Origin of the sequence: Desulfoprunum benzoelyticum, from assembly GCF_014201505.1 — a bacterium.
GTDB lineage: Bacteria > Desulfobacterota > Desulfobulbia > Desulfobulbales > Desulfocapsaceae > Desulfoprunum > Desulfoprunum benzoelyticum.
Genome location: NZ_JACHEO010000001.1, coordinates 137,019 through 162,677 on the forward strand (window position 1 = coordinate 137,019; position 25,659 = coordinate 162,677).

26 protein-coding genes are annotated in these 25,659 nt (G+C 54.8%); 16 read left to right on the plus strand and 10 right to left on the minus strand.

All coding sequences use genetic code 11. From position 1 onward, the window contains the following. Positions 1-7: 7 nt before the first annotated feature. The 8 genes from HNQ81_RS00565 (at position 8) to HNQ81_RS00600 (ending at position 8,387) form a co-directional block, all read left to right on the plus strand. Complete coding sequence (locus HNQ81_RS00565) at positions 8-856, plus strand: 3-hydroxybutyryl-CoA dehydrogenase (protein WP_183347237.1); 849 nt, start codon at positions 8-10, stop codon at positions 854-856. A 41-nt stretch (positions 857-897) separates the two neighbouring features. Beyond that, positions 898-2,103: a M24 family metallopeptidase gene (locus tag HNQ81_RS00570; protein WP_183347239.1), complete on the plus strand. Its 1,206-nt coding sequence runs from the start codon at positions 898-900 to the stop codon at positions 2,101-2,103. Between the two features lie 24 nt (positions 2,104-2,127). After that, positions 2,128-2,874 carry a DUF6125 family protein gene (locus HNQ81_RS00575; RefSeq protein WP_183347241.1) on the plus strand — a complete coding sequence of 249 codons (747 nt, stop codon included), beginning with the start codon at positions 2,128-2,130 and terminating at the stop codon, positions 2,872-2,874. A gap of 62 nt (positions 2,875-2,936) precedes the next feature. Beyond that, the gene (locus tag HNQ81_RS00580; RefSeq protein ID WP_183347243.1) at positions 2,937-3,725 is read left to right on the plus strand and encodes an enoyl-CoA hydratase-related protein; all 789 of its coding nucleotides are present in this window, start codon (positions 2,937-2,939) and stop codon (positions 3,723-3,725) included. Between the two features lie 4 nt (positions 3,726-3,729). Further along, a complete protein-coding gene (locus tag HNQ81_RS00585; RefSeq protein WP_183347245.1) occupies positions 3,730-4,887 on the plus strand; it encodes an acyl-CoA dehydrogenase family protein in 1,158 nt (385 codons plus the stop codon). A gap of 70 nt (positions 4,888-4,957) precedes the next feature. Further along, positions 4,958-5,509, plus strand: a complete 552-nt coding sequence (locus HNQ81_RS00590) for a nitroreductase family protein (RefSeq protein ID WP_240191552.1) — start codon at positions 4,958-4,960, stop codon at positions 5,507-5,509. A 330-nt stretch (positions 5,510-5,839) separates the two neighbouring features. After that, positions 5,840-7,222: a magnesium transporter gene (gene mgtE / locus HNQ81_RS00595; RefSeq protein ID WP_183347247.1), complete on the plus strand. Its 1,383-nt coding sequence runs from the start codon at positions 5,840-5,842 to the stop codon at positions 7,220-7,222. Positions 7,223-7,292: 70 nt separating this feature from the next. Next, entirely contained in the window at positions 7,293-8,387 is a 1,095-nt protein-coding gene (locus HNQ81_RS00600) for a S1C family serine protease (RefSeq protein WP_183347249.1), read from the plus strand. Here HNQ81_RS00600 and HNQ81_RS00605 read toward each other — a convergent pair whose 3' ends face one another. Further along, complete coding sequence (locus tag HNQ81_RS00605; protein WP_183347251.1) at positions 8,388-9,437, minus strand: CNNM domain-containing protein; 1,050 nt, start codon at positions 9,435-9,437, stop codon at positions 8,388-8,390. Positions 9,438-9,606: 169 nt separating this feature from the next. Here HNQ81_RS00605 and HNQ81_RS00610 point away from each other — a divergent pair, with 169 nt between their 5' ends. Further along, entirely contained in the window at positions 9,607-11,142 is a 1,536-nt protein-coding gene (locus HNQ81_RS00610) for a leucyl aminopeptidase (RefSeq protein WP_183347253.1), read from the plus strand. 39 nt (positions 11,143-11,181) lie between these two features. On the opposite strand, the gene dusB is transcribed toward HNQ81_RS00610, so the two are convergent. The 9 genes from dusB to HNQ81_RS18245 form a co-directional block, all read right to left on the minus strand. Continuing rightward, positions 11,182-12,159, minus strand: coding sequence for a tRNA dihydrouridine synthase DusB (gene dusB, locus HNQ81_RS00615; RefSeq protein WP_183347255.1), 978 nt, complete (start codon positions 12,157-12,159; stop codon positions 11,182-11,184). 66 nt (positions 12,160-12,225) lie between these two features. Next, on the minus strand, positions 12,226-12,753 hold the full coding sequence (gene lptE / locus HNQ81_RS00620; RefSeq protein WP_183347257.1) for an LPS assembly lipoprotein LptE: 528 nt from the start codon (positions 12,751-12,753) through the stop codon (positions 12,226-12,228). 87 nt (positions 12,754-12,840) lie between these two features. Then, positions 12,841-15,330 carry a leucine--tRNA ligase gene (leuS, locus tag HNQ81_RS00625; protein WP_183347259.1) on the minus strand — a complete coding sequence of 830 codons (2,490 nt, stop codon included), beginning with the start codon at positions 15,328-15,330 and terminating at the stop codon, positions 12,841-12,843. A 63-nt stretch (positions 15,331-15,393) separates the two neighbouring features. Then, a complete protein-coding gene (gene dnaB, locus HNQ81_RS00630; RefSeq protein WP_183347261.1) occupies positions 15,394-16,761 on the minus strand; it encodes a replicative DNA helicase in 1,368 nt (455 codons plus the stop codon). A gap of 164 nt (positions 16,762-16,925) precedes the next feature. Further along, positions 16,926-17,378 (minus strand): 50S ribosomal protein L9, encoded by a 453-nt coding sequence (gene rplI / locus HNQ81_RS00635; protein WP_183347263.1) that lies wholly within the window; start codon positions 17,376-17,378, stop codon positions 16,926-16,928. A 66-nt stretch (positions 17,379-17,444) separates the two neighbouring features. After that, entirely contained in the window at positions 17,445-18,422 is a 978-nt protein-coding gene (locus tag HNQ81_RS00640) for a DUF2232 domain-containing protein (RefSeq protein ID WP_183347265.1), read from the minus strand. 20 nt (positions 18,423-18,442) lie between these two features. Beyond that, complete coding sequence (rpsR, locus tag HNQ81_RS00645) at positions 18,443-18,688, minus strand: 30S ribosomal protein S18 (RefSeq protein ID WP_183347267.1); 246 nt, start codon at positions 18,686-18,688, stop codon at positions 18,443-18,445. Between the two features lie 38 nt (positions 18,689-18,726). After that, positions 18,727-19,155: a 30S ribosomal protein S6 gene (gene rpsF / locus HNQ81_RS00650; protein ID WP_183347269.1), complete on the minus strand. Its 429-nt coding sequence runs from the start codon at positions 19,153-19,155 to the stop codon at positions 18,727-18,729. A gap of 194 nt (positions 19,156-19,349) precedes the next feature. Beyond that, positions 19,350-19,739 carry a MazG nucleotide pyrophosphohydrolase domain-containing protein gene (locus HNQ81_RS18245; protein ID WP_183347272.1) on the minus strand — a complete coding sequence of 130 codons (390 nt, stop codon included), beginning with the start codon at positions 19,737-19,739 and terminating at the stop codon, positions 19,350-19,352. A gap of 270 nt (positions 19,740-20,009) precedes the next feature. Between HNQ81_RS18245 and HNQ81_RS00660 the strand changes: the two genes are divergently transcribed. The 7 genes from HNQ81_RS00660 to nadD all read left to right on the plus strand — a co-directional run bounded on the left by HNQ81_RS00660 (position 20,010) and on the right by nadD (position 25,559). After that, the gene (locus HNQ81_RS00660; protein ID WP_183347274.1) at positions 20,010-20,456 is read left to right on the plus strand and encodes an AP2 domain-containing protein; all 447 of its coding nucleotides are present in this window, start codon (positions 20,010-20,012) and stop codon (positions 20,454-20,456) included. A gap of 173 nt (positions 20,457-20,629) precedes the next feature. Then, positions 20,630-20,941, plus strand: coding sequence for a 50S ribosomal protein L21 (rplU, locus tag HNQ81_RS00665; protein ID WP_183347276.1), 312 nt, complete (start codon positions 20,630-20,632; stop codon positions 20,939-20,941). Between the two features lie 51 nt (positions 20,942-20,992). Next, positions 20,993-21,250 carry a 50S ribosomal protein L27 gene (gene rpmA, locus HNQ81_RS00670; RefSeq protein WP_035229099.1) on the plus strand — a complete coding sequence of 86 codons (258 nt, stop codon included), beginning with the start codon at positions 20,993-20,995 and terminating at the stop codon, positions 21,248-21,250. 127 nt (positions 21,251-21,377) lie between these two features. Next, positions 21,378-22,409 (plus strand): GTPase ObgE, encoded by a 1,032-nt coding sequence (obgE, locus tag HNQ81_RS00675; RefSeq protein ID WP_183347278.1) that lies wholly within the window; start codon positions 21,378-21,380, stop codon positions 22,407-22,409. A 41-nt stretch (positions 22,410-22,450) separates the two neighbouring features. Next, positions 22,451-23,608 carry a glutamate 5-kinase gene (proB, locus tag HNQ81_RS00680; protein WP_183347280.1) on the plus strand — a complete coding sequence of 386 codons (1,158 nt, stop codon included), beginning with the start codon at positions 22,451-22,453 and terminating at the stop codon, positions 23,606-23,608. Positions 23,609-23,640: 32 nt separating this feature from the next. Then, positions 23,641-24,906 (plus strand): glutamate-5-semialdehyde dehydrogenase, encoded by a 1,266-nt coding sequence (locus tag HNQ81_RS00685; protein ID WP_183347282.1) that lies wholly within the window; start codon positions 23,641-23,643, stop codon positions 24,904-24,906. Continuing rightward, positions 24,903-25,559 (plus strand): nicotinate-nucleotide adenylyltransferase, encoded by a 657-nt coding sequence (nadD, locus tag HNQ81_RS00690; RefSeq protein ID WP_183347284.1) that lies wholly within the window; start codon positions 24,903-24,905, stop codon positions 25,557-25,559. The genes HNQ81_RS00685 and nadD overlap by 4 nt, the downstream gene beginning before the upstream one ends. Positions 25,560-25,659: the final 100 nt, after the last annotated feature.

Below are 25,659 nucleotides of genomic sequence, written 5' to 3' on the forward strand. Positions count from 1 at the left end.
ATATGCGATGGAGATCAAGACATTCGGGGTAATCGGTGCCGGCCAGATGGGCAACGGCATCGCCCAGGTGGCGGCGGCAAGCGGACTGCAGGTTGTCATGAGCGATATCAAGGAGGAGTTCACCGCCAAAGGGCTGGCCAATATCGCCCGCAATCTCGCTCGCAGTGTCGAGAAGGGGAAGCTCGATGATGCCGGCCGCGACGCCATCATGGCCCGGATCAGGACCACGACCGATCTCCAGGACATGCAGACGGTCGATTATGTCGTCGAAGCGGCGGTCGAACGTGAGGATTTGAAGTTCAAAATCTTCCGGGATCTCGATGCGATCTGCCCTGCCCATGTTATTCTGGGCTCGAATACCTCGTCGATCCCGATCGGCAGGATCGCCGCCCAGACGAGACGGCCGGAAAAGGTTATCGGCATGCACTTCATGAACCCGGTGCCGGTCATGAAGCTGGTGGAGGTCATCCGGGGGCTGGCGACGTCGCAGGAAACCTTCGACGTGACCTGGGAGCTCAGTCTCAAGTTCGGCAAGACCCCGGCCGAGGCCAACGATTATCCCGGTTTCATCGCCAACCGGATCCTGATGCCGATGATCAACGAGGCGGTGTTCTGCCTGTACCAGGGGGTTGGCAGGGCCGAGGATATCGACACCGTCATGCGTCTGGGGATGAACCATCCGCTAGGTCCTCTGGCCCTGGCCGACCTGATCGGACTCGATACCTGCCTGGCCATCATGGAGACACTCTATGACGGGTTCAAGGATTCGAAATACCGTCCATGTCCACTGCTGAGAAAGTATGTCGAGGCCGGCTGGATGGGAAGGAAAACCGGCAAAGGCTTCTATTCCTATTGAATTTCCGTTGTCACTGAGAATCATGGCGATGAAGGGACATCATGGACAGCTATGAGCAGATAACACCGGCGGTCGAACTGCAGGACCGGGTCACCGCATTCCAGGAATCGCTGCGGCAAGACGGCGTAGATGGCGCCCTCATCGTCCAGAAGACCGATCTCTTCTATTTCGCCGCCACCGCCCAGCAGGGATGGCTGTATGTTCCGGCTGCCGGGGCACCGATCCTGATGATCTTCAAGGAATTCGAACGGGCGCAGGCGGAATCGACCCTGGAGGACATCGTCTCGCTGGGTAGTCCGAAGAAAATCCCCGACATTATCAGAGAGCGGGGGCATCAACTGCCGGCGCGGCTGGGAATGGAACTCGATGTCCTGCCGGTCAACCTGTATCGCCAGTTTGACAGCATCTTCACAGACAGCACGATCGTCGATGTGTCGACGGCGATACGGTTGATCCGGGCGGTCAAATCCCCTTACGAGATCCAACTTCTCCGCAACGCCGCGGCCTGTTCCGATGCCGTGGCGGGCAAGGTTCCCGAACTGCTGCGGGAGGGCAGGACGGAGATCGAACTTGCCGGGGAACTCGAGGCCTATGCCCGCAGTCTCGGCCATCAGGGGATAGTCCGGATGCGGTTGTGGGGGAGTGAGTTGTTCTATGGCCATCTGATGGCCGGGCCAGCGGCGGCGGTACCGAGCTACCTCGCCTCACCGACCGGAGGCGCCGGTGTCAATCCTATGATCGGCCAGGGTCCCGGTTTCAGGAAGATTCAAAAGAACGAACCGGTCCTGGTCGACTACGTCTTCGCCTTGAACGGATACCTCTCCGATCATTCACGGATATTTGCCATCGGCGCCCTGCCGGACGAACTGATGCGGGCGCATGCGGCGATGCTGGAGATCCAGGAAGAGGTCAAACGGTTCGCCGTGCCGGGAGCGATCTCCGGCGAGATCTACGAGCAGATGGTGGCGTCGGCTGAAGAGAAAGGTTATGGTGAATGGTTCATGGGGGCAGGGGAGAGAAGGATACGATTTACCGGCCATGGAGTCGGTCTGGAGTTGGATGAGTTTCCCTTCCTGGCCAAAGGGCAGCAGCTGCCTTTGACCGAGGGCATGATCATCGCCCTCGAACCCAAGGTCATTCTCCCCGGTAAAGGGGTGGTGGGGATTGAGAATACCCATCTTGTCACAGCCAGCGGCCTTGAACCGCTGACAAAAATGGAGGACGAAATTGTGATACTGGCCGGTTGAGCCGGTAGAGCTCGGGAGAAACACATGCTCAAGAATGCCAACAGTCCGGATGAACTTGATAAAAAAGAAACAGCGCGCCTGGTTGTCGACCTTTTCCATCGGACGATAGTCCATCATGCCTTGTGGTTTGCAGAGGTCAAACATCAGATGGGGATGGACAGGGCCCTGGAATTTCTCCATGCGGCGACGAAGAAGAGTTATGACGTGCAGATGCATCATCTGTCGAAGCTGCTCGGGTTTTCTATGGATGATGGAATTCCGGGACCACTTCTCGCCATGGAGGACAAGGACTTGATCGCGCTTCGGGACCGGGCGGCCAAAAACTGGTTGGCAGGAGACGGTATCTGGTTCCAGACCATCGAGTCGGCTGAAGGGCTCAACGAGGCTAAACGCTGCAATGATTCCTGCTGGGCCCAGTTTTCTCCGTTTGAGGCCTCGTCGATCAAAAAGCTGCTTGATCTGCCGGAAAGCCCGGGCTTGGAAGGATTGAAAAAGGCCCTGGCCTTCAGGGTGTATGGTTTCGTCAACGAGCAGTCGTTTAACGATGAAACCCCTGACAGCTTTGTCTTCCAGATGAACGATTGTCGAGTCCAGAGCGCCAGAAAACGAAAGGGATTGCAGGATTATCCCTGCAAGTCGGCCGGTCTCGTCGAATACAGTTATTTTGCCAGGGCCGTCGACAAAAGGATCACGACCGAGTGCATCGGCTGTCCACCCGATCCGCATCCCGACGATTGGTTCTGCGCCTGGAAATTCACGCTTGGCAAGTGATCGCGCCCTGGAGAGAGCTATCGAATCCTTTTCGCTGCAGTTGAAGAAGAAACGAGGAGTTTATGGACTACGAAACAATTCTGTTTGAAAAAGATGGGGCCATTGCCACGGTGACGATCAACCGTCCGAAGGTCCTTAACGCCCTGAATCGTGCCACCCTTGAGGATCTGGATCGTTGCTTCCAGGCGATTGCCGATGACCCGGCGATACGGGTGGTGATTCTCACCGGTGCGGGGGAAAAATCCTTTGTCGCCGGTGCCGATATTGCCTATATGCAGCATCTCAATCCATTGCAGGCCCGTGAATTTGCCACCCTGGGCCAAAAGGTGATGAATGCGATCGAACAGCTCGATCGGCCGGTCATTGCCGCCGTCAACGGGTTTGCCCTGGGCGGCGGTTGTGAGCTGGCCCTCGCCTGTGACATCCGTATTGCCGGCGAAAACGCCCGCTTCGGTCAGCCGGAAGTCGGTCTCGGGGTTATCCCGGGTTTTGCCGGAACCCAGCGACTGCCGCGTCTGATCGGCAAGGGATACGCCTGCGAATTGCTGTTTTCCGGCGATATCATCGATGCCGGCGAGGCCGCCCGGATCGGTCTCGTCAACCGGACTGTGCCGCGAGAGCAATTGATGAGCTCGTGTCGGGAAATGGCTGGCCGAATTGCCGCGCGTGGCCCGATCGCCGTCAGGTTATGCAAGGATGCGGTCAATAACGGCATCGAGATGGATCTCGGCCGGGCCTGCCGGTACGAAGCCGATCTCTTTGCCATGTGTTTTTCCAGTCCCCAGCAACAGGAAGGCATGAAGGCCTTTACTGAAAAACGACCGCCACTCTTTGACAGCGACAAGGATTGAAAACATGAATCTTGATCTGACAGCGGAACAGAAGCTTATCCAGGATACAGCTCGAGAATTTGCCGCCGCTGAACTGGCGCCCATTGCCGCCGATCTGGACCGTGGTGAAAACAATGAAGCTTTTTTCTCCAATTTGAAAAAATTGGCGGAACTTGGTTTCATGGGACTCAATATTCACGATCAATACGGTGGGGCTGAGGCCGGTGCGGTTGCCTTCAGTGTCGCCGTCACTGAAATCGCCCGCGCCTGCGCCTCGACGGCGGTGACGGTGTCGGTCAACAACATGGTCAACGAGGTCATCCAGGCCCTTGGCACCGAAGAGCAGAAAAAGCGATATATCCCGATGATCTGCAGCGGTGACAGCCTCGCCGGGGCCTTCGGCCTGACCGAGACCGGAGCTGGTTCGGACCCGGCGGGGATGACGACGACGGCGGTCCTTGATGGCGACCAGTGGGTGTTGAACGGGTCGAAGATCTTCATCACCAGCGCCCCCTACGCCGGGGTGTTCGTGGTGTGGGCAGTGACAGATCAGAAGGCGCCGAAGGGCAAGGGTATCAGCCTGTTCCTGGTCGAGGCGGGGACCAAGGGGCTGACGATCGGCAAACGGGAGGCGAAGATGGGGCAGCATGCCTCATCGACCAATGAGATCCTGTTTGAAGATTGCCGGATCCCGAAGAGCGCGTTGATGGGTAAGATCAACGATGGTTTTCGGGTCGCGGTCGCCGAACTTGGCGGCGGGCGCATCGGCATCGGTTCCCTCGGGCTCGGGGTCGGCCTGGCGGCGATGGATTTTGCGACCCGCTATTCCCTTGAGCGGGTCCAGTTCGGCCGCAAGATCTCTGAGTTCCAGGCGATCCAATGGAAGATCGCCGATATCTATACCGCCCTCGAGGCCGCGCGGTTGCTGCTGATGAACGCCGCCTTCCGCAAGGAGCAGGGACGCTCCTTCGCCAAGGAGGCGTCGATGGCGAAGGTGTTTGCAACCGAGACCGCCAACCAGGCCTGCTACCAGGCGATGCAGATTCTCGGCGGCTACGGCTACACCCAGGATTTCCCGATTGAGCGCTACGCCCGCGATGCCCGTATTACCACGATCTACGAGGGAACCAGCGAGATCCAGCGCCTGATCATCTCCAGGGAAATTCTGCGCGAGCTCTCGTGATAGAAAGATTGTGCGTCAGATGCACATGGAAGTCAGCTGCAATTTCATCCACCGCAACGATTGAGGACCGATGATGCTACAACAGGAGCTGCTGCGGGCAATCAAAGAGAGAAGGAGTATCCGCCGTTTTCAGGAACAGGCCATCGAGCCCGAGAAACTTCAGGAACTCTTCGAAGCGGTGCGCTGGGCGCCATCCTGGGGCAACACCCAGTGTTGGGAGATTGTCGTCATCGAGGCCCAGGCCGACAAGGATGGGCTGGTCGAACTGCTGACCCCGAAAAATCCGGCCACTCGGGCCATTTCCCAGGCTCCGGTGGTGCTCGGGATTTGCGGACAGAAGCATAAGGCCGGGTACTACAATGGCGAACGCAAGACCAAGTTTGAGGACTGGCTGATGTACGACCTTGGTCTTGCGACCCAGAATGTCTGCCTTGCCGCCCATATCCTTGGCCTGGGATCGGTGATTGTCGGTTCCTTCGACCATGCCCGCGTTGCCGGATTGCTTGGCCTCCCTGATTCCTATGATATTGTCGCGTTGATTCCGATCGGCTATCCCGCCCATGCCCCTTCACCGCCTCCACGCCGCCCCATTGCCGAATTTGTGCATTATCGGCATTTCTGAAGAGTATCGCGTCAACGCCTCGGCGCCGGTTTATTTTGAGATTTGATCAACCGCATCACGAGGGTGAGCCAAGGTCTGCATGAATGGCGTCATTGTTGCCATCGTCATTTATATCCATCTGAATTATCTTGCTATTCATTAGCTGTGCGGTTTGGTTTTGGACCGTTGGAAATAGTTCCGACGGAAAAGTTCCGGCTGAGCGGGAAAATCGCGCGGCTTTCTTCCATGAGGGAAAATGATTGTAGCATCGCTTTGCTATAGCAGTATAATGACGTGACTTTGCCTTGAACCAGGTGAGATGCCGTAAATCATCAATCGTCGGGAATGGTTATGGAAGAAAAGGGAAAAAAAGAACTCGTCGGTAACGAGGGGATGGTCCTTTTCGATATGGTCCGCCGCCTTGCCAGGAGGGGGGCCAACGAGCATTTGATGAAGCTCGTTTCAAAAACCCATCCTGCCGATATCGCTTGGGTGTTTCGTCATCTAACCGAGGAGGAGCGCTCCAAGATCTTCACTATCATCGCCCAGACTGAACGTGTCGGGGAATTTCTGAGCGAACTCGATGATTCGCTGGTTGTCGATCTGGTCAAGGAGATGCCGCCACAGAACATGGCCGATATCCTTGCCAACATGCCGTCCGATGATGCCGTCGACCTGCTCGAGGCCCTGCCGGAGGAGATTGTCAACGATATCCGCAAGCACATGGAAAAACAGGATCGGGAAGAGATGGAGGAACTGCTCCAGTATCATCCCGAGACTGCCGGTGGACTGATGTCCCCTGATTTCATGAGCCTTGACGGAGAGCAGACCGCCGGGGAGGCGATTACCAGCATCCAGAAACGAAGCGAAGAAAAGGAGATGGTATTCTATCTCTATATCACTCACGGCGACGGCAAACTCGCCGGAGTGGTGTCGCTGCGCGAACTGCTGATGCATCCGCCGCACCGGCAGTTGAAAAACATCATGAACCCCAACGTCATCTCGGTAACGACCGATACTCCCCAGAATGACGTCGCCCATGTCGTCTCCCAGTACAACATTCTGGCCGTACCGGTCGTCGATTCCAACTATAAACTGCTGGGGATCGTCACCGTCGACGATATCATCGATGTCATCCGCGAGGAGGCGACCGAGGAGTTCCTGCAGATGGCCGGTGCCGGCAAGGACCGTGAGATCCTGCTCAAATCGATCAAGGAAAATTCCATCATCCGGGCCCCATGGCTGCTGGCGACATTCATCGGCGGGGTCATGTCGATGCTGATCGTCGGTTTTTTTTCCCACGAATTGAGCCAGATTATCGCCCTGGCCTCGTTCATGCCGATTATTGCCGGCATGGGCGGCAACATCGCCACCCAGTCGTCGACCATTATCGTCAGGGGGATCGCCACCGGCCGGGTCAATATCAACGAGTTGTTCCGTATCGTGTTCAAGGAGATGCGCGTCGGCCTGATCCTGGGCGGCCTTTATGGGATACTGCTCGGGGTGGTGTCCTATTTCGGGTATGCCGAGCCCAGGTTGCTCGGCCTCGTCGTCGGTCTGTCGATCTTTTTTTCAATGGTCATGGCGGCGACGGTCGGCTCCCTTGTCCCATTGATCCTGAAGCGGTTTGATGTCGACGCCGCTATCGCTACCGGTCCGGTGGTCACGACCTTGATCGACGTCCTCGGTGTATTGGTGTATCTGTCGGTGGCCAAACTGCTGCTGCAATTATAGATTGCCTCGATAGCGATCCGGATCGTCGCCGGTGATGTCGGCCCGGATCGGAGGCATTGATCGAACTGCCATGAAAAAACTCTCCCCCTTTCTCGTCCTTTTTCTCCTGTTGTTCGGGTTGTGGCTGATATTCGGCCAGCCGGTGCGTTCACCTCTGAATCCGGAGGCGATACCGCGAAGCGTGACCGCCCGCGGCGATCTTGCCGCCGACGAACAGAACACGATCGAGATCTTCAAGAAAAATTCCAGTTCGGTTGTCTATGTCACCAGTACCGCGTTGCGGCGAGGGTTGTTTTCACTCAATGCGGTCGAGATTCCGCAGGGCACCGGATCCGGTTTCGTCTGGGACAACGAGGGAAGGATCGTCACCAATTACCATGTGATCAGCGATGCCAACAGCGTCCAGATCACCATGGCCGATAATTCGACATGGAAGGCGGTGCTGGTTGGCGCCTCTCCCGACAAGGATATCGCCGTCCTCCAGATCAACGCTCCGAAAAAACTGCTGCAGCCGATCACGGTCGGCGAATCGGCCAATCTTCTCGTCGGTCAGAAGGTGTATGCGATCGGCAATCCCTTCGGTCTCGACCGGACCATCACCTCCGGAATCATTTCCGCCCTCGGCCGCCAGATCAAGTCTGTCAGCGGCCGCATGATCCATGGCATGATCCAGACCGATGCGGCGATCAATCCCGGAAATTCCGGGGGACCGCTGCTTGACAGTGCCGGCCGGCTGATCGGAGTCAATACCGCCATCTACAGCCCTTCCGGGGCCTACGCCGGTATCGGTTTCGCCGTCCCGGTTTCCGAAGTCAATCGGGTTGTCCCCGAACTGATCAAATTCGGACGGATTATCCGACCAGGCCTCGGGGCAACGCTGGCCGACGAAAATCTCAACGCCAACCTCGGCGTCGACGGGGTGCTGATTCTCGGTCTGGAGAAAAACGGCCCGGCCGACAAGGCAGGGTTGCGAGCCACCACCCAGTACATGGGGGAAATCATCCTCGGCGACATCATCGTCGCGATCGCCGGCAGCAAGGTCGATTCCTATGATGCCATACGCACCGAACTCGAACGGTTCAAGGTCGGAGACGAGGTCACGGTGACGGTGGTGCGGGACGGGTCTCCGGTCGATGTGCCGGTACGGCTCGGGGCGGTGGAATAATCAGGAGCAGCTTTTTCTCCTGGACGCCGATTGAAGATTTTTGGCCCGAGCGAATTCTCTCATGTCTTTGGCTCGATCGGTCTCGTCGACGATCTCCCTGCCGACGATCTCCTCGATGATGTCCTCCAGTGAGACTACTCCGGTCACCGATCCGTATTCATCGACGACGACGAAGAGATGCTGGCGCCGATCGAAAAATTCGACCAGGACGCGGTTGAGCGGTGCGGTTTCCGGCACGAAATGGACCGGATGGAGCATGCTGGAAAGAGTGTTCCCTGTTTTTCCCTCGGCTGCCGCCTGCAGGACATCGCGGCGGAGGACCATTCCGGTGATATTGTCAGGATCATGATTGAAGACCGGGAGACGGCTGTGGCTGCCAATGAGGGTCACCTTCTTCATCGCCTCGTCAACGGTCAGCTGTTCGTCAAGGGAAAAGGTCACGGTGCGGGGGGTCATGACCTCGCGGACAATCTTTCCTTTCAGGTTGAGGATGTTGATAATAACCTTCTCCTCGGCCTTTTCGATCGCCCCGGATTCAAGGGAGAGTGTGGCAATGGTCTGCAGTTCCTCAGCGCTGATGTTGCCATCCCGGGCATTGGATGGCAGGAGCCGGGTGATCAGACGGCAGAACCAGACGATGGGTTTGAGGATCAATACCATCCAGCGGATGGGGTGGGCGATGATCGGGGCGAGTCGGTAGGCGAAGCTCACGCCCAGAGTTTTGGGTATGATTTCAGAGAAGATAAGAATGGTCAGGGTGAAAATGCCGGAGAACAATATCAGATTTTCATCGCCAAAGAGCCTGGCCGCTGCCGCACCGGCAATCGCGGCGCCGACGGTGTTGGCGATGGTGTTCAGCGTCAGGATGGCGGTGATCGGCTCATTGATGTCCGCACGCAGATCCAGAAGGGTTCTGGCAGATGGATGACCGGAATTTTTGAGCAGCTCAAGTTGGCTTGTGGTCACGGAATAGAGGACGGCTTCACAGAGGGAGCACAAAGCAGAAACAAGGACCGCTGAGACGGTGGCGGTAATAAATGATTGCAGCACGAAAAAATCTCCGTTGTATCATGGAAATGTATTTATTGGCGAGAGCGCAATCGGTTCCCCATCCCGGGCAATCGATTGGGCGACTTTCCTGTGGTGAAAAATCATACCGTACCTGTCTGGTGAATAACCAGATAATTGTACACAATAGAGTGTGTTGCGAGAGGATCAGATGGATACAACAAAATTTTCGGTGAGTGGCAAGGATATTGCCGTCTATAGCGGCGACCTGCTGGTGATCTGTATGGTACAGCCGGAACAAGGTCTGCCTTCCTGTGACGAACGGTTGCGCCCCCTGGTGATCAACGCATTGGAACTTGGAGATTTCAAAGGCAAAATGGAAGAGACCCTGGTCTTGTATCCGGATCCGGCGATGGCGATAGCGTTCAGTGCCAGACGTATCATGCTGGCTGGCATGGGTAAAATTGCCACATCTGCAGACCCCGGCGATTTGAAGGAGACCTGCCGGATCGTCGGCGGTAATATCGCCCGTCACTGTGCCAGGATACAGGCTGGATCGATAATGATCAGCCTTCCCACTCTCTTTCCCCTCGAACCTGGCGGCGTCGCCGAAAGTCTGGCGGAAGGGGTGGTGCTTGGCGATTATCGTTTCCGCAAATACAAGACCGAAGATAAAAATGAGCAGCCGTATCCGGGGTTGAAAAAGGTTGTGTTCCACACCTCATCCAGGACGGGAGAGGTGCGCAAGGGGGTTGAACGCGGGGAGCGGGCTGCCAGGGCCGCAAATGCAGCGCGGGATATGGCCAATGAACCCGGCAGCGGTTGGACGCCGTCACGGTTTGGCGAATACGCCCAGGGGCTCGCCGACCGTATGGCGATGCAGGTGACGATCCTGGAGAAAGAGGATATGCAGCGCCTTGGGATGGGGGGCATCCTTGCCGTCAGCCGAGGGTCGGCCGAACCGCCGAAAATGGTCATCCTTCAATACCGGCCGGACCAGCCGGCGGAGACGATCCTCCTGGTCGGAAAAGGGCTGACCTTCGACTCCGGTGGGGTGTCGCTGAAGCCGGCGACGGGGATGCAGGACATGAAATACGACATGTGCGGCGGCGCCGCAGTCCTGTCTGCCATGCAGGTTATCGGCGAAGAACGGCCGGATGTCGGAGTGGTGGCGATCATCCCGGCCACGGAGAACATGGGCGGGGGGGCGGCAGTCAAGCCCGGCGATATCATCGCTCACTATGGCGGCGTTACATCGGAGATCGTCAATACCGACGCCGAAGGCAGGCTGATCCTGGCCGATGCGCTGGCCTACGGGATTGAAAAGTTCTCCCCCTGCTGCGTCATCGACCTGGCGACCTTGACCGGAGCGGTCATCATCGCCCTCGGCCATCATTATACCGGGATCCTAGGGAACAATGACGAACTGACGGAGAGGGTCAGGGAGGCCGGTCGCTGCAGCGGTGAACCGATGTGGCGGTTGCCCTTGGGACCGGAGTACAGCAAGCAGATCGAATCCGAGGTGGCGGATATCAAGAATACCGGCGGCAAGCCGGCGGGAACTATCACTGCCGCCGCCTATCTGCAGAAATTCGTTCAGGATGTCCCTTGGGTTCACCTTGATATCGCCGGAACGGCCTGGGAATTCACCGAAAAATCGTATATTCCGAAAGGTCCGTCAGGTATCGGTACGCGATCCCTGATCGAACTGATCAGGAACTGGTCGGCATTTTCGCCGGAAAAATAACAGAGGGGAGAAACAGCGCAACGCTTACCGGGGTCTGGGCTAAGCTGCACCACCGGTGATTGCTGTTGTGCCGATCTCTTCATTGATATCTCTGAAGGCAAGGAGCAGGTTTTTCAAATCCGTCAGTGCCGGGCAGTTGTAGACTGCCCGGCGGATATCACTGCTGCCCGGCAGGTTTTTAAAATACTTGCCGATGTGGTTCCTGATGACACTAATCGGCCGGTTGGCGCCGAGAAACTGTTCAACCAGGTTGAGGTGGCGGAGAGCCCCATCGACGATCGCCCCGAGATCACCCGGCCGTCCGGCAGCGGAGAATACCCAGGGGTTGCCCAGGGCGGCCCGGCCGATCATGACCCCGTCGCACCCTGTTTCCTCCAGCATCTCCATCGCTTCCTGATAGGTTTGGATGTCGCCGTTGCCGATGACCGGGATCGTCAGGGCCTGCTTGATCGCGGCAATGATGGTTCTATCCGCCTGGCCCGAAAACCCCTGGGCCCAGGTGCGGCCATGGACGATGACCGCGGATGCCCCCGAACCCTGAGCCATTCTGGCGAATTCCGTTCCGTTGACTTCGGAGGCCTTGATCCCGGCCCTGATCTTGACCGTCACCGGCAGAGACGTATTGGCCACGACCCGCAGGATTATTTTCTCGGCGAGTTCGGGCGAGGCCATCAGGGCGGCCCCGGCCCCGCGTTTTGTGACTTTTTTGACAGGACATCCCATGTTGATGTCGATCATGTCCGGACCAAAGGTCGAGATGATCGCCGCGGCTTCCGCCATCCGGTCGGGGTCGGCGCCGAAAAGCTGAAAGGCGACGGGGCGCTCCGCAGGTGTTGACAGAAGCATATCTATGGTCTTTTGCTGCCGATAGCACAGGCCATGACAGCTGATCATCTCCGAGACACAGAAACCGGCGCCATACTCCCGACAGAGAAGTCGAAATGGCAAATCGCTGTATCCGGCAAGTGGAGCGAGGACAAGAGGTGAGGGGAAGGCGAGCGAACCGATTGTCAGCATGGAGATAAAAAACAGGCCGATATCATCGACGATACCGGCCTGGGAAAAAAAGAGGAGATAAGCCGATTACAGTTTGGGAATCTGCACCAGCGTTCTCTGGTAAATCTTCTGGGAGAGATCTTTGATTATTATTTCCAACGCCTGCTTTTTGTTTTCCTCCTCAACCGCAGAAGAGGACGAGGTCAGAAACGATTCGGTGTAATACTCGCTCGGGGCTTCGACCAGCACCTTGCCGGTAGCGATATCCTTGAGGATATATCGTACACGGAGAGTGAGCTTGACCTCGGCCGCATCGCGGTTCGACCGGTAACTCAGACTCGGCAGAGATATCGAAACAATCTCGCCAGCAAGTATCAGATCAGATCCTTCTTTCTTTTTCGTGACGTGCAGCGATCCGGATTTCTGGTACCAGCGGGCCAGTGAGCGATAGATCTGTGAGTCAAGCCCCAGCTCGCTGGTGCGATTCTTCCATTCAGCGATGTAGATCGATTTCTCAGGACCTGAATAGACGTAGGGGTTGTGATAACCGCATGAGGTCAGGAACAGCAGCAGAAACGCTGTGACGAGCGAAGGTATGAGCCGAGGTTTCTTCAACGAAGTTCTCCTTGACAAGAAATGATGAGGCTTTCCAGATGTCCAATCTGCGGCCGCACTGGCACTATCAGGATACAGAGTATAGTGTTATATAACGATATTAACAAGTTTCTTCTTGACGACAATGGTCTTTTTCACCTCTTTGCCGCTGATGAATCTGGCGACATTATCATCAGTAAGAGCCATATCGATAAGCGGCCTGTCCTCGATATCTGCAGGAGCTTCAAGGCGGCTGCGCACCTTGCCGTTGACCTGAACCACGATCGTGAGCCGTTCTTCGGCCGCAGCCTCCGCATCCCATTGCGGCCATGAAACGGTTTCGATCGACCCTCTTTCCAGCCGTTCCCACATTTCAGAGCAGAAATGGGGGATCATCGGCGAGAGCAGCAGCAGCACGGTGTTCATCGCCTCTTTGACATAGTATGGATCAACCGTATTCCTTTTTTCCTTCTCGGTGGCGTTCGACAGGACATTGAACAGTTCCATGACGGCGCTGATAGCGGTGTTGAAATGGAAGTTGTTTTCGATATTCTCCGTCACCCGCCGTATGGTCTGGTGGGTCCGGCGGTGGAGATTGCGGTCCGCCTCGCTCAAGACCTGACCTGGGGAAGGGGTGTTGGTCAGGCTCTGGCTGTTGTTTTCAACGAACCGGTAAATCCTGTTGATGAATCGGGATGCCCCTTCAACCCCCTGTGCATTCCATTCCAGATCCTTTTCCGGAGGGGCGGCAAAAAGGCTGAACAACCGGACGGTATCGGCGCCGTATTCAGCGACGAGATCATGGGGATCAACGACATTTCCTTTTGATTTCGACATCTTGGATCCGTCTTTGATGACCATTCCCTGGGTCAGGAGATTGGTGAACGGTTCATCGATGGTGAGATAACCGAGATCCCGCAGCACCTTGGTGAAAAATCGGGAATAGAGGAGATGGAGGATGGCATGCTCGACTCCGCCGATGTACTGATCGACCGGGAGCCAATGTGAGGCCTTGTCCCGATCAATCGGCGCCTCGGTGAGCCGCGGGCAGGTGTAGCGGGCAAAGTACCACGATGATTCGACGAAGGTGTCCATCGTGTCCGTTTCCCGGCGGGCCGGGCCGTTACAGACCGGGCAGGTGGTGGTATAGAAGGATGGTCGCTGATGCAGGGGATCGCATCTGCTGTTGCCGGAATCGACATCTTCCGGGAGTACGACCGGCAGCTGTTCGCGGGGGACCGGCTGCACACCGCAGCTGTCGCAATGGATCATCGGAATCGGGGCGCCCCAGTACCGCTGCCTGGAGATGCCCCAGTCGCGGAGCCGGTATGTTACGTGGGGGGCGCCGAAACCGTGATCGACGGCATGGGCGATGATCCTCCCTTTGGCCTCCTCCGACGGCAGACCGGTAAAATCTCCCGAATTGGCAAGGGTTCCGGGGCCGGTGTAGGCCTGATCCAGTGATTCACCGATCAGCGTCATCCCTTCCGGCATGATGACCGGAATGATGTCGAGCCCGTATTTCCTGGCGAATTCAAAATCACGTTCATCATGGGCCGGTACGGCCATGACGGCGCCGGTGCCGTATTCCATCAGGACAAAATTGGCGATATACAGCGGTATCTTTTTGCCATTGAATGGATTGATACAGTATCTGCCGGTGAAGATGCCCTTTTTCTCCGGTTCTTCTTCGTTGCTCTTGCGCTGTTTCTCGGTGATGATCTGATCAATGAATTTCCGGATCTCGTCCTCATTTTCACCGCCCGGCAGAAGGGCGTCGAGGAGGGGATGCTCAGCGGCGATCGACATGAAGGTGACCCCGAAAATGGTGTCGGGACGGGTCGTGAAGATGGAGATTTTCTCGTCGCGTCCGTCGACCGGGAAATCGCAGGTGAGACCGGTCGATTTGCCGATCCAGTTGCGCTGCATCGTCACCACTTTTTCCGGCCATCCTGTCAACTTCTCGAGATCGGCGAGCAGTTCCTCCGCATAATCGGTGATCTTGAAGAACCAGCCGTTCATCTTCCGTGGCATGACCGGTTGGTCGCAACGCCAGCAGCAGCCCTCTATGACCTGTTCGTTGGCAAGGACGGTCTGGCAGGATTCACACCAGTTGACGGTCGTGACCTTCTGGTAGATGATGCCTTTTTCCCACATCTCGATGAAAAAAAGCTGCTCCCAGCGGAAATAGCCGGGATTACAGGTGGCGATCTCACGCTGCCAATCGTAGGAAAGACCAAGCTGCCGCAGCTGCTCGCGCATGTAATCAATATTGGCGTAGGTCCAGGTGGCAGGGTGGCTGTTGTTTTTCTGGGCGGCATTTTCTGCGGGCAGGCCGAAGGCATCCCATCCCATCGGGTGGAGGACGTTATAGCCCCGCATTCGCTTGTACCTGGCGACCACGTCGCCAATGGAGTAATTCCGGACATGTCCCATGTGAATTTTTCCTGAAGGATAAGGAAACATTTCCAGGACATAATATTTCTCTTTTGTGGCGTCTTCTGTAGTTCGATAGGTAGCGTTTTCGCTCCAAAAACGCTGCCATTTGTCTTCGATTGTCTTGAACTCGTATTTCTTGCCGCTCTGGCTGGTGGTCATGGTGTTGCCCCTATGCGTTTGCCTGTGCCTGGTTAGGCATGTGCGAACAGAAGATCGTTTGCATTATATTGTTTCGTATTCACTTTTTGCACTCATGTTTTCAAACATAGTGAATTCTTTAAGGAATGTCAATTTTACCATGCCTGTCGGACCGTTTCTCTGTTTGCCTATGATGACCTCGGCACTCCCCTTGTTGGGGTTGTCCTCACCTTTGTTGTAGACCTCGTCACGGTAAATGAAACAGATGACATCGGCATCCTGTTCGATGGCCCCGGATTCGCGAAGATCGGCCATCATCGGCCGCTTGTCGGTCCTGCTCTCCAGTCCCCGGTTGAGCTGGGAGAGGGCGAGGACGGGGATGTGGTGCTCCTTGGCCAGGGCCTTCAGTGATCTCGAGATATCGCTGATCTCCTGGGTCCTGTTTTCAGAGTTGCTGCGTCCCTGCATCAACTGGAGATAGTCGACGACCACCAGGCCGATATCGAACTGGGCGGCAAGACGCCTGACCTTGGCGCGCATCTCGAGCACGGAAACGGCCGGGGTGTCGTCGATGTAAATCGGGGCCTCCGAGAGCATGCCAACGGCTCTGGTCAATTTCGGCCAATCATCGTTCTGCAGCCTGCCGGTACGGATCCGCTGCGAATCGATCTTGCCGACGGAGCTGAGAAGGCGCATGACCAGTTGTTCCTTCGACATCTCGAGGCTGAAGATGGCGACGCCGATCTTCTCGATCATTGCCGCGTGCTGGGCGATGTTCATCGCGAAGGCGGTCTTGCCCATCGACGGGCGGGCAGCGAGGATAATGAGGTCAGAAGGCTGGAGACCGGCGGTGATGCGGTCGATATCATAATAACCGGTTGGAACTCCGGTGATCAGTTCCTTACGTTTAAACAGATTTTCAACCGTTTCAAATGCCTTGGGAACAATGTGTTTGACAGCGATGAAGTGCTGGTTGCTCTTGGCGCCGGCAATGTCGAAAATAGCCTGCTCCGCCTCATCGACGAGGGTATCGATGTCACCCTGTTCCTCATAGCATCTCGAGGCGATATCGGAGTTTACCTGGATCAGTTGGCGCAGGATCGATTTCTGGCGGATGATTTTGGCATAGCTGGCAATATTTGCCGTTACCGGGACGATGGAGGTCAGGCTCGTCAGATAGGCGATTCCGCCGATTTCTTCGAGTTTGTTCTGGTCATTGAGAAGGTTGGAGAGGGTCAGAAGGTCCTGCGGTTCGTTTTTCTCAAACAGATCGACAAGAGCTTCGAAGATGATCCGGTGGGCAGATTTATAAAAATCGTTCCCTTCGATGATTTCAAGAACCGTCGTGAACGCCTTGTCCTTTAAGAGGATGGAACCGAGAACGGCCTGCTCGGCTTCGATATTCTGGGGAGGGACGCGTATGCCGATTCCGTTCTGGGCCAGGATGTTCATCGATGATATGTCCGATTGGAGATGGTGTACGGATAGTGGCCGCAGTGTAAACAAAAACACACCAGGAAGGCAAGGCCCATCCTGGTGTGTCGGTGAAGAGACCAGCTCAGCCGGCGCACTCTCCGCCGAACATGCCGCCAACTGATTTCTTATATCAGATACAACTACCCCTTGGTGGTGGGAACGACATTGACCGTAATGTCGGTCGTCATCTGGAATCCGACCTTGACGGCAATGGCGGTTGTCCCGAGAGTCTTGATCGGATCGACGAGGAGGATCTGCTTCCGGTCGATGTCGATATTGTTTTCGGCCAGTTTGGCGGCGATATCGGCACTGGTGACCGAACCGAACAGTCGTCCGTCATCCCCGGCAAGTTGTTCGATCACGATCTCAAGACCGGAAATCTTTTTCGACAATTCTTCGGCAATCTTGCGCTCCGCTTCTCTTCTGGCTTCGATCTCCGCCTTGTTTTGCTCAAGAAGAGCCTTGTTAGCCGGGGTGGCCAGAACCGCTTTTCTCTGTGGAAGGAGATAATTGCGTCCATATCCCGACTTGACGGTGACAATATCGCCCTCTTGCCCCAGAGTGCTGATGGTTTGCTTGAGTATGAGTTCCATGTGTGACTCCTTGTTGATAACTCTTTCTTATCATTCTGCAGGAAAGTCCTGCTGCAGCAATATATTTTACGTATCTGCCGATTCAGTATCGGCCGGTTTTCTGATCTTTCTGAGATCGAGCCAGACATCGGCAAGCCCGGTCCCAACAAGAAGTATTGTTCCAAACGACTGAAAAACTACCATCACATAGAGGAATGAGCGCAGAAGCATCGGCAGATTCCATCTGTGCAGGAAAAAGGAGAACACCGCCAGCCCTTGAAGACAATACAGTATTCCCCCAATGATCAAGGCATTGATGCCGACAATCTGTAACCGACCGCTCGGAACGAGAGCTGCCAGGGCCGCAACGATCATCAACCAGATCAGCCTGTCCGGGATCTTCCACAATCTATACCGTGGCCACGGAGAATTTCCGGTGAATTGATACGCCATCCGGTTGCCGGCAGCCAGAGTGAACCATATGGTCAACAGTACAATGCCGGTCAATATTGACGGCATGATCAAAGGCAGAATTCTTTTTATCTGATAGAGGCTCGTTTCGAGAATGAGGAGCGTATCAGCAGGGACGGTGTCACTTTGTCGGTAGTATACCAAAGCCTCAGCGATCCCCTGATCAAGAGCCTGCAGAAATTCGACATATGGATTCATCCCATATATCGCCGCGAAAACAGCGATAAGGAGAAGCCAGCAACCACCCAGTACCGCTATCCCTTTAAGACCGGCACGTGCCGGTGAGTCCTGTCGGCGTGCAGACCAGGTGATTGCGTATCCGGATGGAATCATCGAAAACGATATCAGCAGCGGTTCCATGCGTGCCAATGCGAGTCCCGCAACTACCGCCAGTAACCCTCCCGTCAGAATCATCTTGTTGCCAACGTTCAGGCCGAAAATATACAGCAGCATAAACGCGAGCAGGGGAAGAACCCCATTCAACCAGCCGAAAACTGAAAAATTAAGTGCTGGAAGAAAAGCGGCAAGGAAGAGCAGGAAAATGTTTCGAAACACTTTTCCCAACTCTGGACCGGCTTGTTCCTCACTTGCCACCCTCTTGCCCTCTTGCAAGTTTATCCTTGGGCTGCACCGGAATAGGGCAACAAGGCAATATGCCTCGCAAGTTTGATTGCCTCGCAGAGCTGACGTTGATGTGTCGCACAGGTGCCAACAATGCGCCGCGGAATGATTTTCCCACGTTCTGAAACAAAGTTACGAAGTGTTTTTACATCTTTATAATCGATCACTGCTTCCTTGTCGGCGCAGAATCGACAAACTTTTTTACGGGAAAACAATTTTCTCTGTGGTTTTTGTGCCATGATTGAATCTCCAGTTTCAGGAAAACGCGGCGACGCGCTTATTCTTCATCGGTAGTTTCTTCTGTAGTCTCATTTTCTTCGACCACAGCAGGATTCTCATCTTCCGAGGTCTCTTGGGCCAGTGCTGCCTGTTTGGCGTCGGCGTCGGCAATCGCCTTGGCGATTTCTTCTTCAGAGATGGTATCTGCGGTCTTGATCGTCAGATACTTGAGGACGGCATCGTCAATCCGGAACTTGCGTTCGAACTCCGCAACAGATGCCGGTGTGCCGGCAAAATCACAGAAGACATACTGTCCCTGAATCTCTTTTTTGATCGTATAGGCCAGCTTTTTCATTCCCCATCTATCAAGATCGATGATGCTGCCTTGTTCGTTGAGAATGATATTTTTTGTGTTTTCAATGATTGCGTTGATCTCATCCTCGCTCTGACTGGGGCGAAGAATAAAGACCGTTTCATACCTGCGCATGGTTCCTCCTCGTGGACTCATGGTGTTTGGGCTCATGCCCTGTTGGCCCCGTCATCGCGTCAGGGGCGAGAAGGTAGATGATCCTGCAAGCAGGATCACCGGCTCCGTTCATAGTCAGTATGGAAACTGATTACGAAACAAAGCCGCTACAACGAAAACAAGCAGTATATTCTTTGAACGATATAGTGTCAATTTTATTTTGATAATTTCTCTTGCGATTTGATGGCCAGCCATTGTTGTCGCAATTCGTCATCGCTCAATATCGAAAATTTTTCGAATACATGGGGGTGGCGACGCACAAGTTTGGAGTCGACGGCATGGATGACATCGTCGATGGAAAAAAGACCATTCCTGCAGTTGATTTCGGATACCAGCAGGATGAGATACAGAAGGTCGCCAAGCTCTTCGCAGATATTCTCATGATCGCCATTGTCTATCGCGGCGATGAGTTCGTCGAGTTCGGAAGTGAGATATTTTTTCAGGGAAGTATTCGTCTGGCGTTTGTCCCATGGACAGCCTTGCTCGCCAAGCAGTTTCCTGACTGTGCCGAGGAGCTGGGCGAAGTGGCTCGATGTTGATGACATAGGTCTTGAGACGTACAATAACGATTATTGGCGAGTTGATTGAAAGCGCGTACTTCTGGCGTGAATCTTTGTGCCGGCTTTGGCGCTCAAAAAAAGGTTGACATGAATACCTGACTAAGCTAAGTAGCGTGCCCAGCGTCTATGACGCTGTGGTGGCTAAAAAATCTGCCCTTTTTATGATAGCAGTCAAAGCTTACTTTTTTCTTACACTGTTGTCATCTGGATACTTTTGTTGGATGTAGGCCGGAGAGGCCGAAGACGAGGTTGTATATGGAAGATGAGAAAAAGCAGAAGTTGCTGTTGGAAAAACATAAGGATATCGCAAGAATTGACCAGGAATCAAAAAGAACCCACGGATGGTACGTGCGTGTTCGATTCGTTGGCAAGACCCATTCAAAATTTTTCTCGGACAGAAAATGCGGTGGGCGCTATTCAAGTCTTCTCTCAGCCATTTCATGGCGTGACAAAATGGAGAAGAAACTGGGCAAGGTACGAACCAACAAGCACATGGTTACCGTCAGCAACTCCGGCACCGGTGTTGTTGGCGTGCGGTTGAACGAAAAACTCAACAGGTACGAGGTAAGTTGGGTGACGCATCAGGGGAAACAAGGGAAAACATCAGTTTCTATCAGCAAACATGGAAAAAAAGCGGCGTTCGCCAAAGCATGCGCCATTCGCCAGGAGAAAGAAAAAGCACGTCTGGAAGGGTCGGCTTGAACGCGACGCAATCGACCTCGCGATTTTCACACCATTTCATAGGCATTCATTTCAATAGACGTTTGTAAAACTGCTTGACATCTCACGAGAAAGAATGTCTAATTCCAGATTCAAAAGTATATTCAGTTCTTTGCTGAAATCGAAAAGATCTTTATAAAAAGAGGTTTATATCAATGTATGCAATAGTACGAACCGGCGGGAAACAATATCAGGTTGCCTGTGGAGATCAATTGCGTGTCGAAAAGCTGGATGGGAATGTCGGAGACGTCGTCAATCTGAACGAGGTCCTGATGGTTGTCGATGGCGATGATGTCAAGATCGGCCAGCCAGTACTTGAGTCGGCCAAGGTCGTGGCTAAAATAGCCGAACAGGGTCGGGCCAAGAAGATCATCGTGTTCAAGAAAAAACGGCGCAAGGGCTACCAGGTCAAGCGAGGTCATCGGCAGTCTTTCACTGCTCTGATGATAGAAGAAATTTCGGCATAATATTTTCATAGAATCAGGATAAAGTTCATCCTGGAAGACAAGGAGCAGGAAATGGCGCATAAGAAAGCGGGCGGCAGTTCACGAAATGGTCGTGACAGTTCCGGTCAAAGACGAGGAATCAAGCGCTTCGGTGGACAGGAAGTCAAGGCTGGCAATATTCTTGTCCGCCAGCTCGGCACCAAAATTCATCCTGGCACCAATGTCGGCTGTGGCCGTGATTACACTCTGTTCGCCACGGTTGACGGGATTGTTACATACGAAGAATTTGGAAAGGATAAGAAGAGAGTAAGTGTATATCCTGCAGTCTGATAGTGGTCAGACTCTTCTTTCGACAGCAGCAGAGGTTCAAAAACTCGAATACCGTCCAGAGGTATTCGAGTTTTTTCTTTTCTACTGAAACAATAATAAACACCATATCTTCTGACTGTGATTGACCATGGCCTTCATCGATGAAGCGAAATTTTTTGTCAAAGCCGGTGATGGCGGTGATGGATGTGTCAGTTTTCGCCGTGAAAAATACGTTGCCAAGGGTGGGCCCAATGGCGGCGATGGAGGAAAGGGCGGCGATGTAATCGTCAAGGCCAGCAAAAGGATACAATCCCTCATCGATTTCCGCTTCCGCTCACATTTCAAGGCGGATCGAGGCCGTGGCGGTCAAGGTAAAGACATGCACGGCAAAAAAGGTGAGGATTGCATCATCGAGGTCCCTGCCGGGTCGGTGATCAAGGATGACGAGAGTGGAGAGACTGTCGCCGATCTTCTCCATGATGGAGATACCTATATTGCCGCCCATGGCGGTGATGGCGGATTGGGCAACACCCGTTTTGCCACTGGGACCAATCGGACGCCGCGATTTGCATCGAAAGGCGTTCCCGGCGAGGAGCGCTGGCTCAGAATCGAACTCAAACTGATCGCCGATATCGGCCTGGTAGGAATTCCGAACGCCGGCAAATCGAGCTTGTTGTCAAAGCTCTCGGCCGCTGATCCAAAAATAGCCGATTATCCCTTCACAACCCTGGAGCCGCAGTTGGGCGTTCTCCATTTCAAGTTCAGCGAGCCGGTGATTATCGCCGATATCCCGGGTCTGATTGAAGGGGCCCACACCGGGGTCGGGTTGGGGCACAATTTCCTGAGGCATATCGAGAGGACCAGGATTCTCCTTCATGTCATTGATCTGTCTGATGACAATTTCAAAAAAAACTTTTATACCATTGAGAAAGAATTACAGGCGTACAAGGAAGAACTCTTTGAACGCACGCGCTTCCTGGTGTTGAATAAGATCGATCTGCTCGATCCGGCAAATGTGCAACGTCGAGCGAAATGGTTTCGCGAAAAAGGTCTTGCGCCTTTGCTGCTCTCGTGCTTGACGGGCCACGGTATTGAAGAACTCAAGCAGGTGCTGGAGGACTATCTTGATGCGGTCTCACGCGCCGACCTGTTGGCTGCGGAGGTCAAGGACGCTCCCTGAGTCAACAGCTACACGAAGAATCTCTACTCTGCTCTGAAATCATGACTATTCAGATGCAACGCGATGATGGGCTTTATTTTCGTCAGACATTGTTTGATAAGGCCAGAAGAGTCGTCATCAAAGTTGGCAGCGCCATCCTCACCGACAAAAATGGCATCAACCGGGCAGTCGTTCAGAACCTCGCCAGGGAGATCAGCTTTCTCCATGGCAGCGGGCGAGAGGTCATACTCGTTACCTCCGGGGCGGTGGCCGCCGGCAAGAAAAAAATCTCCTTTGTTCCCCATGGCTATATAAGTCTTCCGGAAAAACAGGCATTTGCTGCGATCGGACAGTCGTGTCTGATGCAGACCTACGAAGATGCCTTTGCCCGTCACGGCAAAAATATCGCCCAGATTCTCCTGACCTACTCTGACCTCGCCGATCGCGACAGGTTTCTCAACGTCCGCAACACCATCATGACCCTGTTCCGCTTCGGCGTCATCCCGATCATCAACGAAAATGACACCGTTTCCGTCAAGGAACTGCGGTTCGGCGACAACGACACCCTCGGCGCCCTGGTGACCAATATCATCGAGGCCGATATGTTCATCTGTCTGACCGATGTCGACGGCCTGTACAACGGCGATCCCACTGTCGATAAAGACGTCGCACCGATATATACCGTCGCCGAGATCACCCCGGAAATCGAACAGATGGTCGGTGGCAGCAGGAGCGATGTCGGGACGGGAGGCATGACGACCAAACTGAAGGCCGCGAAGATGGTGACGATTCGAGGGGGAAGCGCCTTTATCGGTCCCGGCAGACGGCAGGATATCCTCCAGGGGTTGTTCGGCGGGGAAATGGTCGGGACCTTTTTTCTTCCTCGCCGGGAAAAGATGCATAGCCGCAAACACTGGATCAGCTTTGTGTTGAAGCCGAAAGGCGCCCTGGTCCTCGACGACGGGGCAGTCCAGGCCATTGCCGGCAAGGGGAAGAGCCTTCTCCCGTCCGGAATTCAGGCGGTGGAGGGCGAATTCGGCGTCGGTGATTCTGTCCGCTGTCTCGCCGCCGACAGGACTGCCGTCGCAGTCGGGCTGATCAACTATTCTTCGCGGGATGTTGAAAAAATCAAGGGTCTGAAATCAGACCAGATCATTGGAGTCCTTGGTTTCAAGGACAGTGACGAGGTCATCCATCGCGACAACCTCGTTATCCTGTGAACCGGTTTCGCCATTATTGAGGATAAAAAAAAATGGACAGCTCCTCTCTCGTACCGATTATCGACACAATTGCCCGTCAGGCCCGTCAGGCCTCGTTTTCGCTGATGTCTCTCTCTACCGCGAAAAAGAACGCCGTGCTGCTGCGGATCGCCGCTCTCCTCGAGGCTGAAAAAGAATACATCCAGACGGAGAACGACAAGGATCTCCGGCTGGGAAAGGAGAAAGGCCTGTCGACGGCGATGCTCAATCGGCTTGAGCTTTCCGAGGCGGTCATCGCCTCGATGATAGTTGGGTTACGCGAAGTCTGCGCCCTGCCGGACCCTGTCGGTGCGATCAGAGACATGGTCAAGCGGCCGAACGGCCTGCTGGTTGGCCGGATGCAGGTGCCGCTGGGGGTCATCGCCATGATCTACGAATCACGGCCAAATGTCACGATTGACGCCGCGGCCCTGTGCCTCAAGGCCGGCAATGCCGTCATCCTGCGCGGGGGATCGGAGGCCCTGCACAGCAATATCGCCCTGGCGAGAATTCTCCAGCGGGCCTTTGCCGAGGAGGGGGTCGATGAAAACGCTGCCCAGGTCATCCCGATAACCGAGCGCAAGGCTGTCAATATCATGCTTCAGCAGGAGCAGTATATCGATCTTGTCATCCCGCGAGGAGGGGAGGGGCTGATTCGGTTCGTTACCGAAACATCAAAAATTCCGGTGCTCAAGCACTACAAAGGCGTTTGTCATATCTTTGTCGACAAGGATGCCGATCTTCACAAGGCGACCCCGATCATTCTCAATGCCAAGGTACAGAGACCAGGGGTTTGTAATGCCCTGGAAGGTCTCCTGCTGCATCAGGCTGTCGCCGAATCATATCTCCCGGTCATCGCCGATGAATTAGGTAAAAATGGTGTTGAGTTGCGCGGATGCCCCCGATGCCTGCGGATCCTGCCGCAGCTGACCGCCGCCGGGGATGACGACTGGGGGCGAGAGTATCTGGATCTGAAACTCGTGGTGCGGATCGTCGACAGTCTCGATGAGGCACGAACATATATCCAGCAGTACGGGTCGCAGCACACCGAGGCGATTATCACCGAGAACTACTCGACGGCGCAGGAGTTCATCACCACCATCGACGCCTCGGCCGTCATGGTCAACGCCTCGACGCGGTTCAACGATGGCGGACAACTGGGGCTGGGCGCGGAGATCGGCATCAGTACGACCAAACTCCATGCCTATGGTCCGATGGGACTGGAGGAACTGACCACCCGGAAATTTGTCGTTTTCGGCCAGGGCCAGGTTCGAAGTTGAGAGCAAGGATCGGCCTGTTCGGCGGGACCTTTGACCCGGTGCATTACGGACATCTTCGCCTTGCCGAAACAGCATTGATCGAATGCAGTCTCGACAGGATAGTCTTCATCCCGGCCGCGATGCCTCCGCATAAGCTGGCATCTGAACTGACTTCGTTTCACCATCGGGTCGAGATGCTCAGGCTGGCCCTGCGACATCGGCCCGAATTCGAATGTTCGTCGGTGGAAGCACACCTTCCGACTCCGACCTACACCATCGAAACCTTGCGGCATTTGTGCCGACAGTATGCCGCGGATACTGATTTCTTCTTTCTCACCGGCCTGGACGCTTTTTTAGAGATACAAACCTGGAAGGAATACAATCAACTGCTGGCCATGGCTACTTTTATCGTCTCGGAACGGCAGAGAGAACAACTCTCCCCGTTCAAGGCACAACTCGCCGGCGAACTGGGATATTCGACGGCAGGCACTATATGGAAGAGCAATGATGGCAGGTTGCCGGTCCACTTCCTGACCCAGGCCCCGCTCACAGTATCCTCATCGACAATCAGGGAAAAAATTCGCCAGGGAGAACCGATTGATGATATGGTTCCAGAGGTCATCCGCCGGTATATTCTGGAGCATCAGCTCTATCGAGGAGAAGCTGGGCGATAATCAACAGTCGAAGTTGCAGTTGGACGCGGGAATTTGGTGGAGATTGGAAAGGTTGAAACCGTAGCATGCGGCAACAACCGGTCGTGCAGACGGTTCCGGA

Coding starts and splice junctions, on each gene's coding strand:
- HNQ81_RS00580 (WP_183347243.1), top strand. CDS start 2,937: ATGGACTACGAAACAATTCTGTTTGAAAAAGATGGGGCCATTGCCACG.
- HNQ81_RS00565 (WP_183347237.1), top strand. CDS start 8: ATGGAGATCAAGACATTCGGGGTAATCGGTGCCGGCCAGATGGGCAAC.
- obgE (WP_183347278.1), top strand. CDS start 21,378: ATGGCCTTCATCGATGAAGCGAAATTTTTTGTCAAAGCCGGTGATGGC.
- HNQ81_RS00585 (WP_183347245.1), top strand. CDS start 3,730: ATGAATCTTGATCTGACAGCGGAACAGAAGCTTATCCAGGATACAGCT.
- rplU (WP_183347276.1), top strand. CDS start 20,630: ATGTATGCAATAGTACGAACCGGCGGGAAACAATATCAGGTTGCCTGT.
- rpmA (WP_035229099.1), top strand. CDS start 20,993: ATGGCGCATAAGAAAGCGGGCGGCAGTTCACGAAATGGTCGTGACAGT.
- dnaB (WP_183347261.1), bottom strand. CDS start 16,761: ATGAACATCCTGGCCCAGAACGGAATCGGCATACGCGTCCCTCCCCAG.
- HNQ81_RS00575 (WP_183347241.1), top strand. CDS start 2,128: ATGCTCAAGAATGCCAACAGTCCGGATGAACTTGATAAAAAAGAAACA.
- rpsR (WP_183347267.1), bottom strand. CDS start 18,688: ATGGCACAAAAACCACAGAGAAAATTGTTTTCCCGTAAAAAAGTTTGT.
- HNQ81_RS00570 (WP_183347239.1), top strand. CDS start 898: ATGGACAGCTATGAGCAGATAACACCGGCGGTCGAACTGCAGGACCGG.
- HNQ81_RS00610 (WP_183347253.1), top strand. CDS start 9,607: ATGGATACAACAAAATTTTCGGTGAGTGGCAAGGATATTGCCGTCTAT.
- mgtE (WP_183347247.1), top strand. CDS start 5,840: ATGGAAGAAAAGGGAAAAAAAGAACTCGTCGGTAACGAGGGGATGGTC.
- HNQ81_RS00685 (WP_183347282.1), top strand. CDS start 23,641: ATGGACAGCTCCTCTCTCGTACCGATTATCGACACAATTGCCCGTCAG.
- rplI (WP_183347263.1), bottom strand. CDS start 17,378: ATGGAACTCATACTCAAGCAAACCATCAGCACTCTGGGGCAAGAGGGC.
- HNQ81_RS00590 (WP_240191552.1), top strand. CDS start 4,958: ATGATGCTACAACAGGAGCTGCTGCGGGCAATCAAAGAGAGAAGGAGT.
- HNQ81_RS18245 (WP_183347272.1), bottom strand. CDS start 19,739: ATGTCATCAACATCGAGCCACTTCGCCCAGCTCCTCGGCACAGTCAGG.
- leuS (WP_183347259.1), bottom strand. CDS start 15,330: ATGACCACCAGCCAGAGCGGCAAGAAATACGAGTTCAAGACAATCGAA.
- proB (WP_183347280.1), top strand. CDS start 22,451: ATGACTATTCAGATGCAACGCGATGATGGGCTTTATTTTCGTCAGACA.
- HNQ81_RS00660 (WP_183347274.1), top strand. CDS start 20,010: ATGGAAGATGAGAAAAAGCAGAAGTTGCTGTTGGAAAAACATAAGGAT.
- rpsF (WP_183347269.1), bottom strand. CDS start 19,155: ATGCGCAGGTATGAAACGGTCTTTATTCTTCGCCCCAGTCAGAGCGAG.
- dusB (WP_183347255.1), bottom strand. CDS start 12,159: ATGCTGACAATCGGTTCGCTCGCCTTCCCCTCACCTCTTGTCCTCGCT.
- HNQ81_RS00600 (WP_183347249.1), top strand. CDS start 7,293: ATGAAAAAACTCTCCCCCTTTCTCGTCCTTTTTCTCCTGTTGTTCGGG.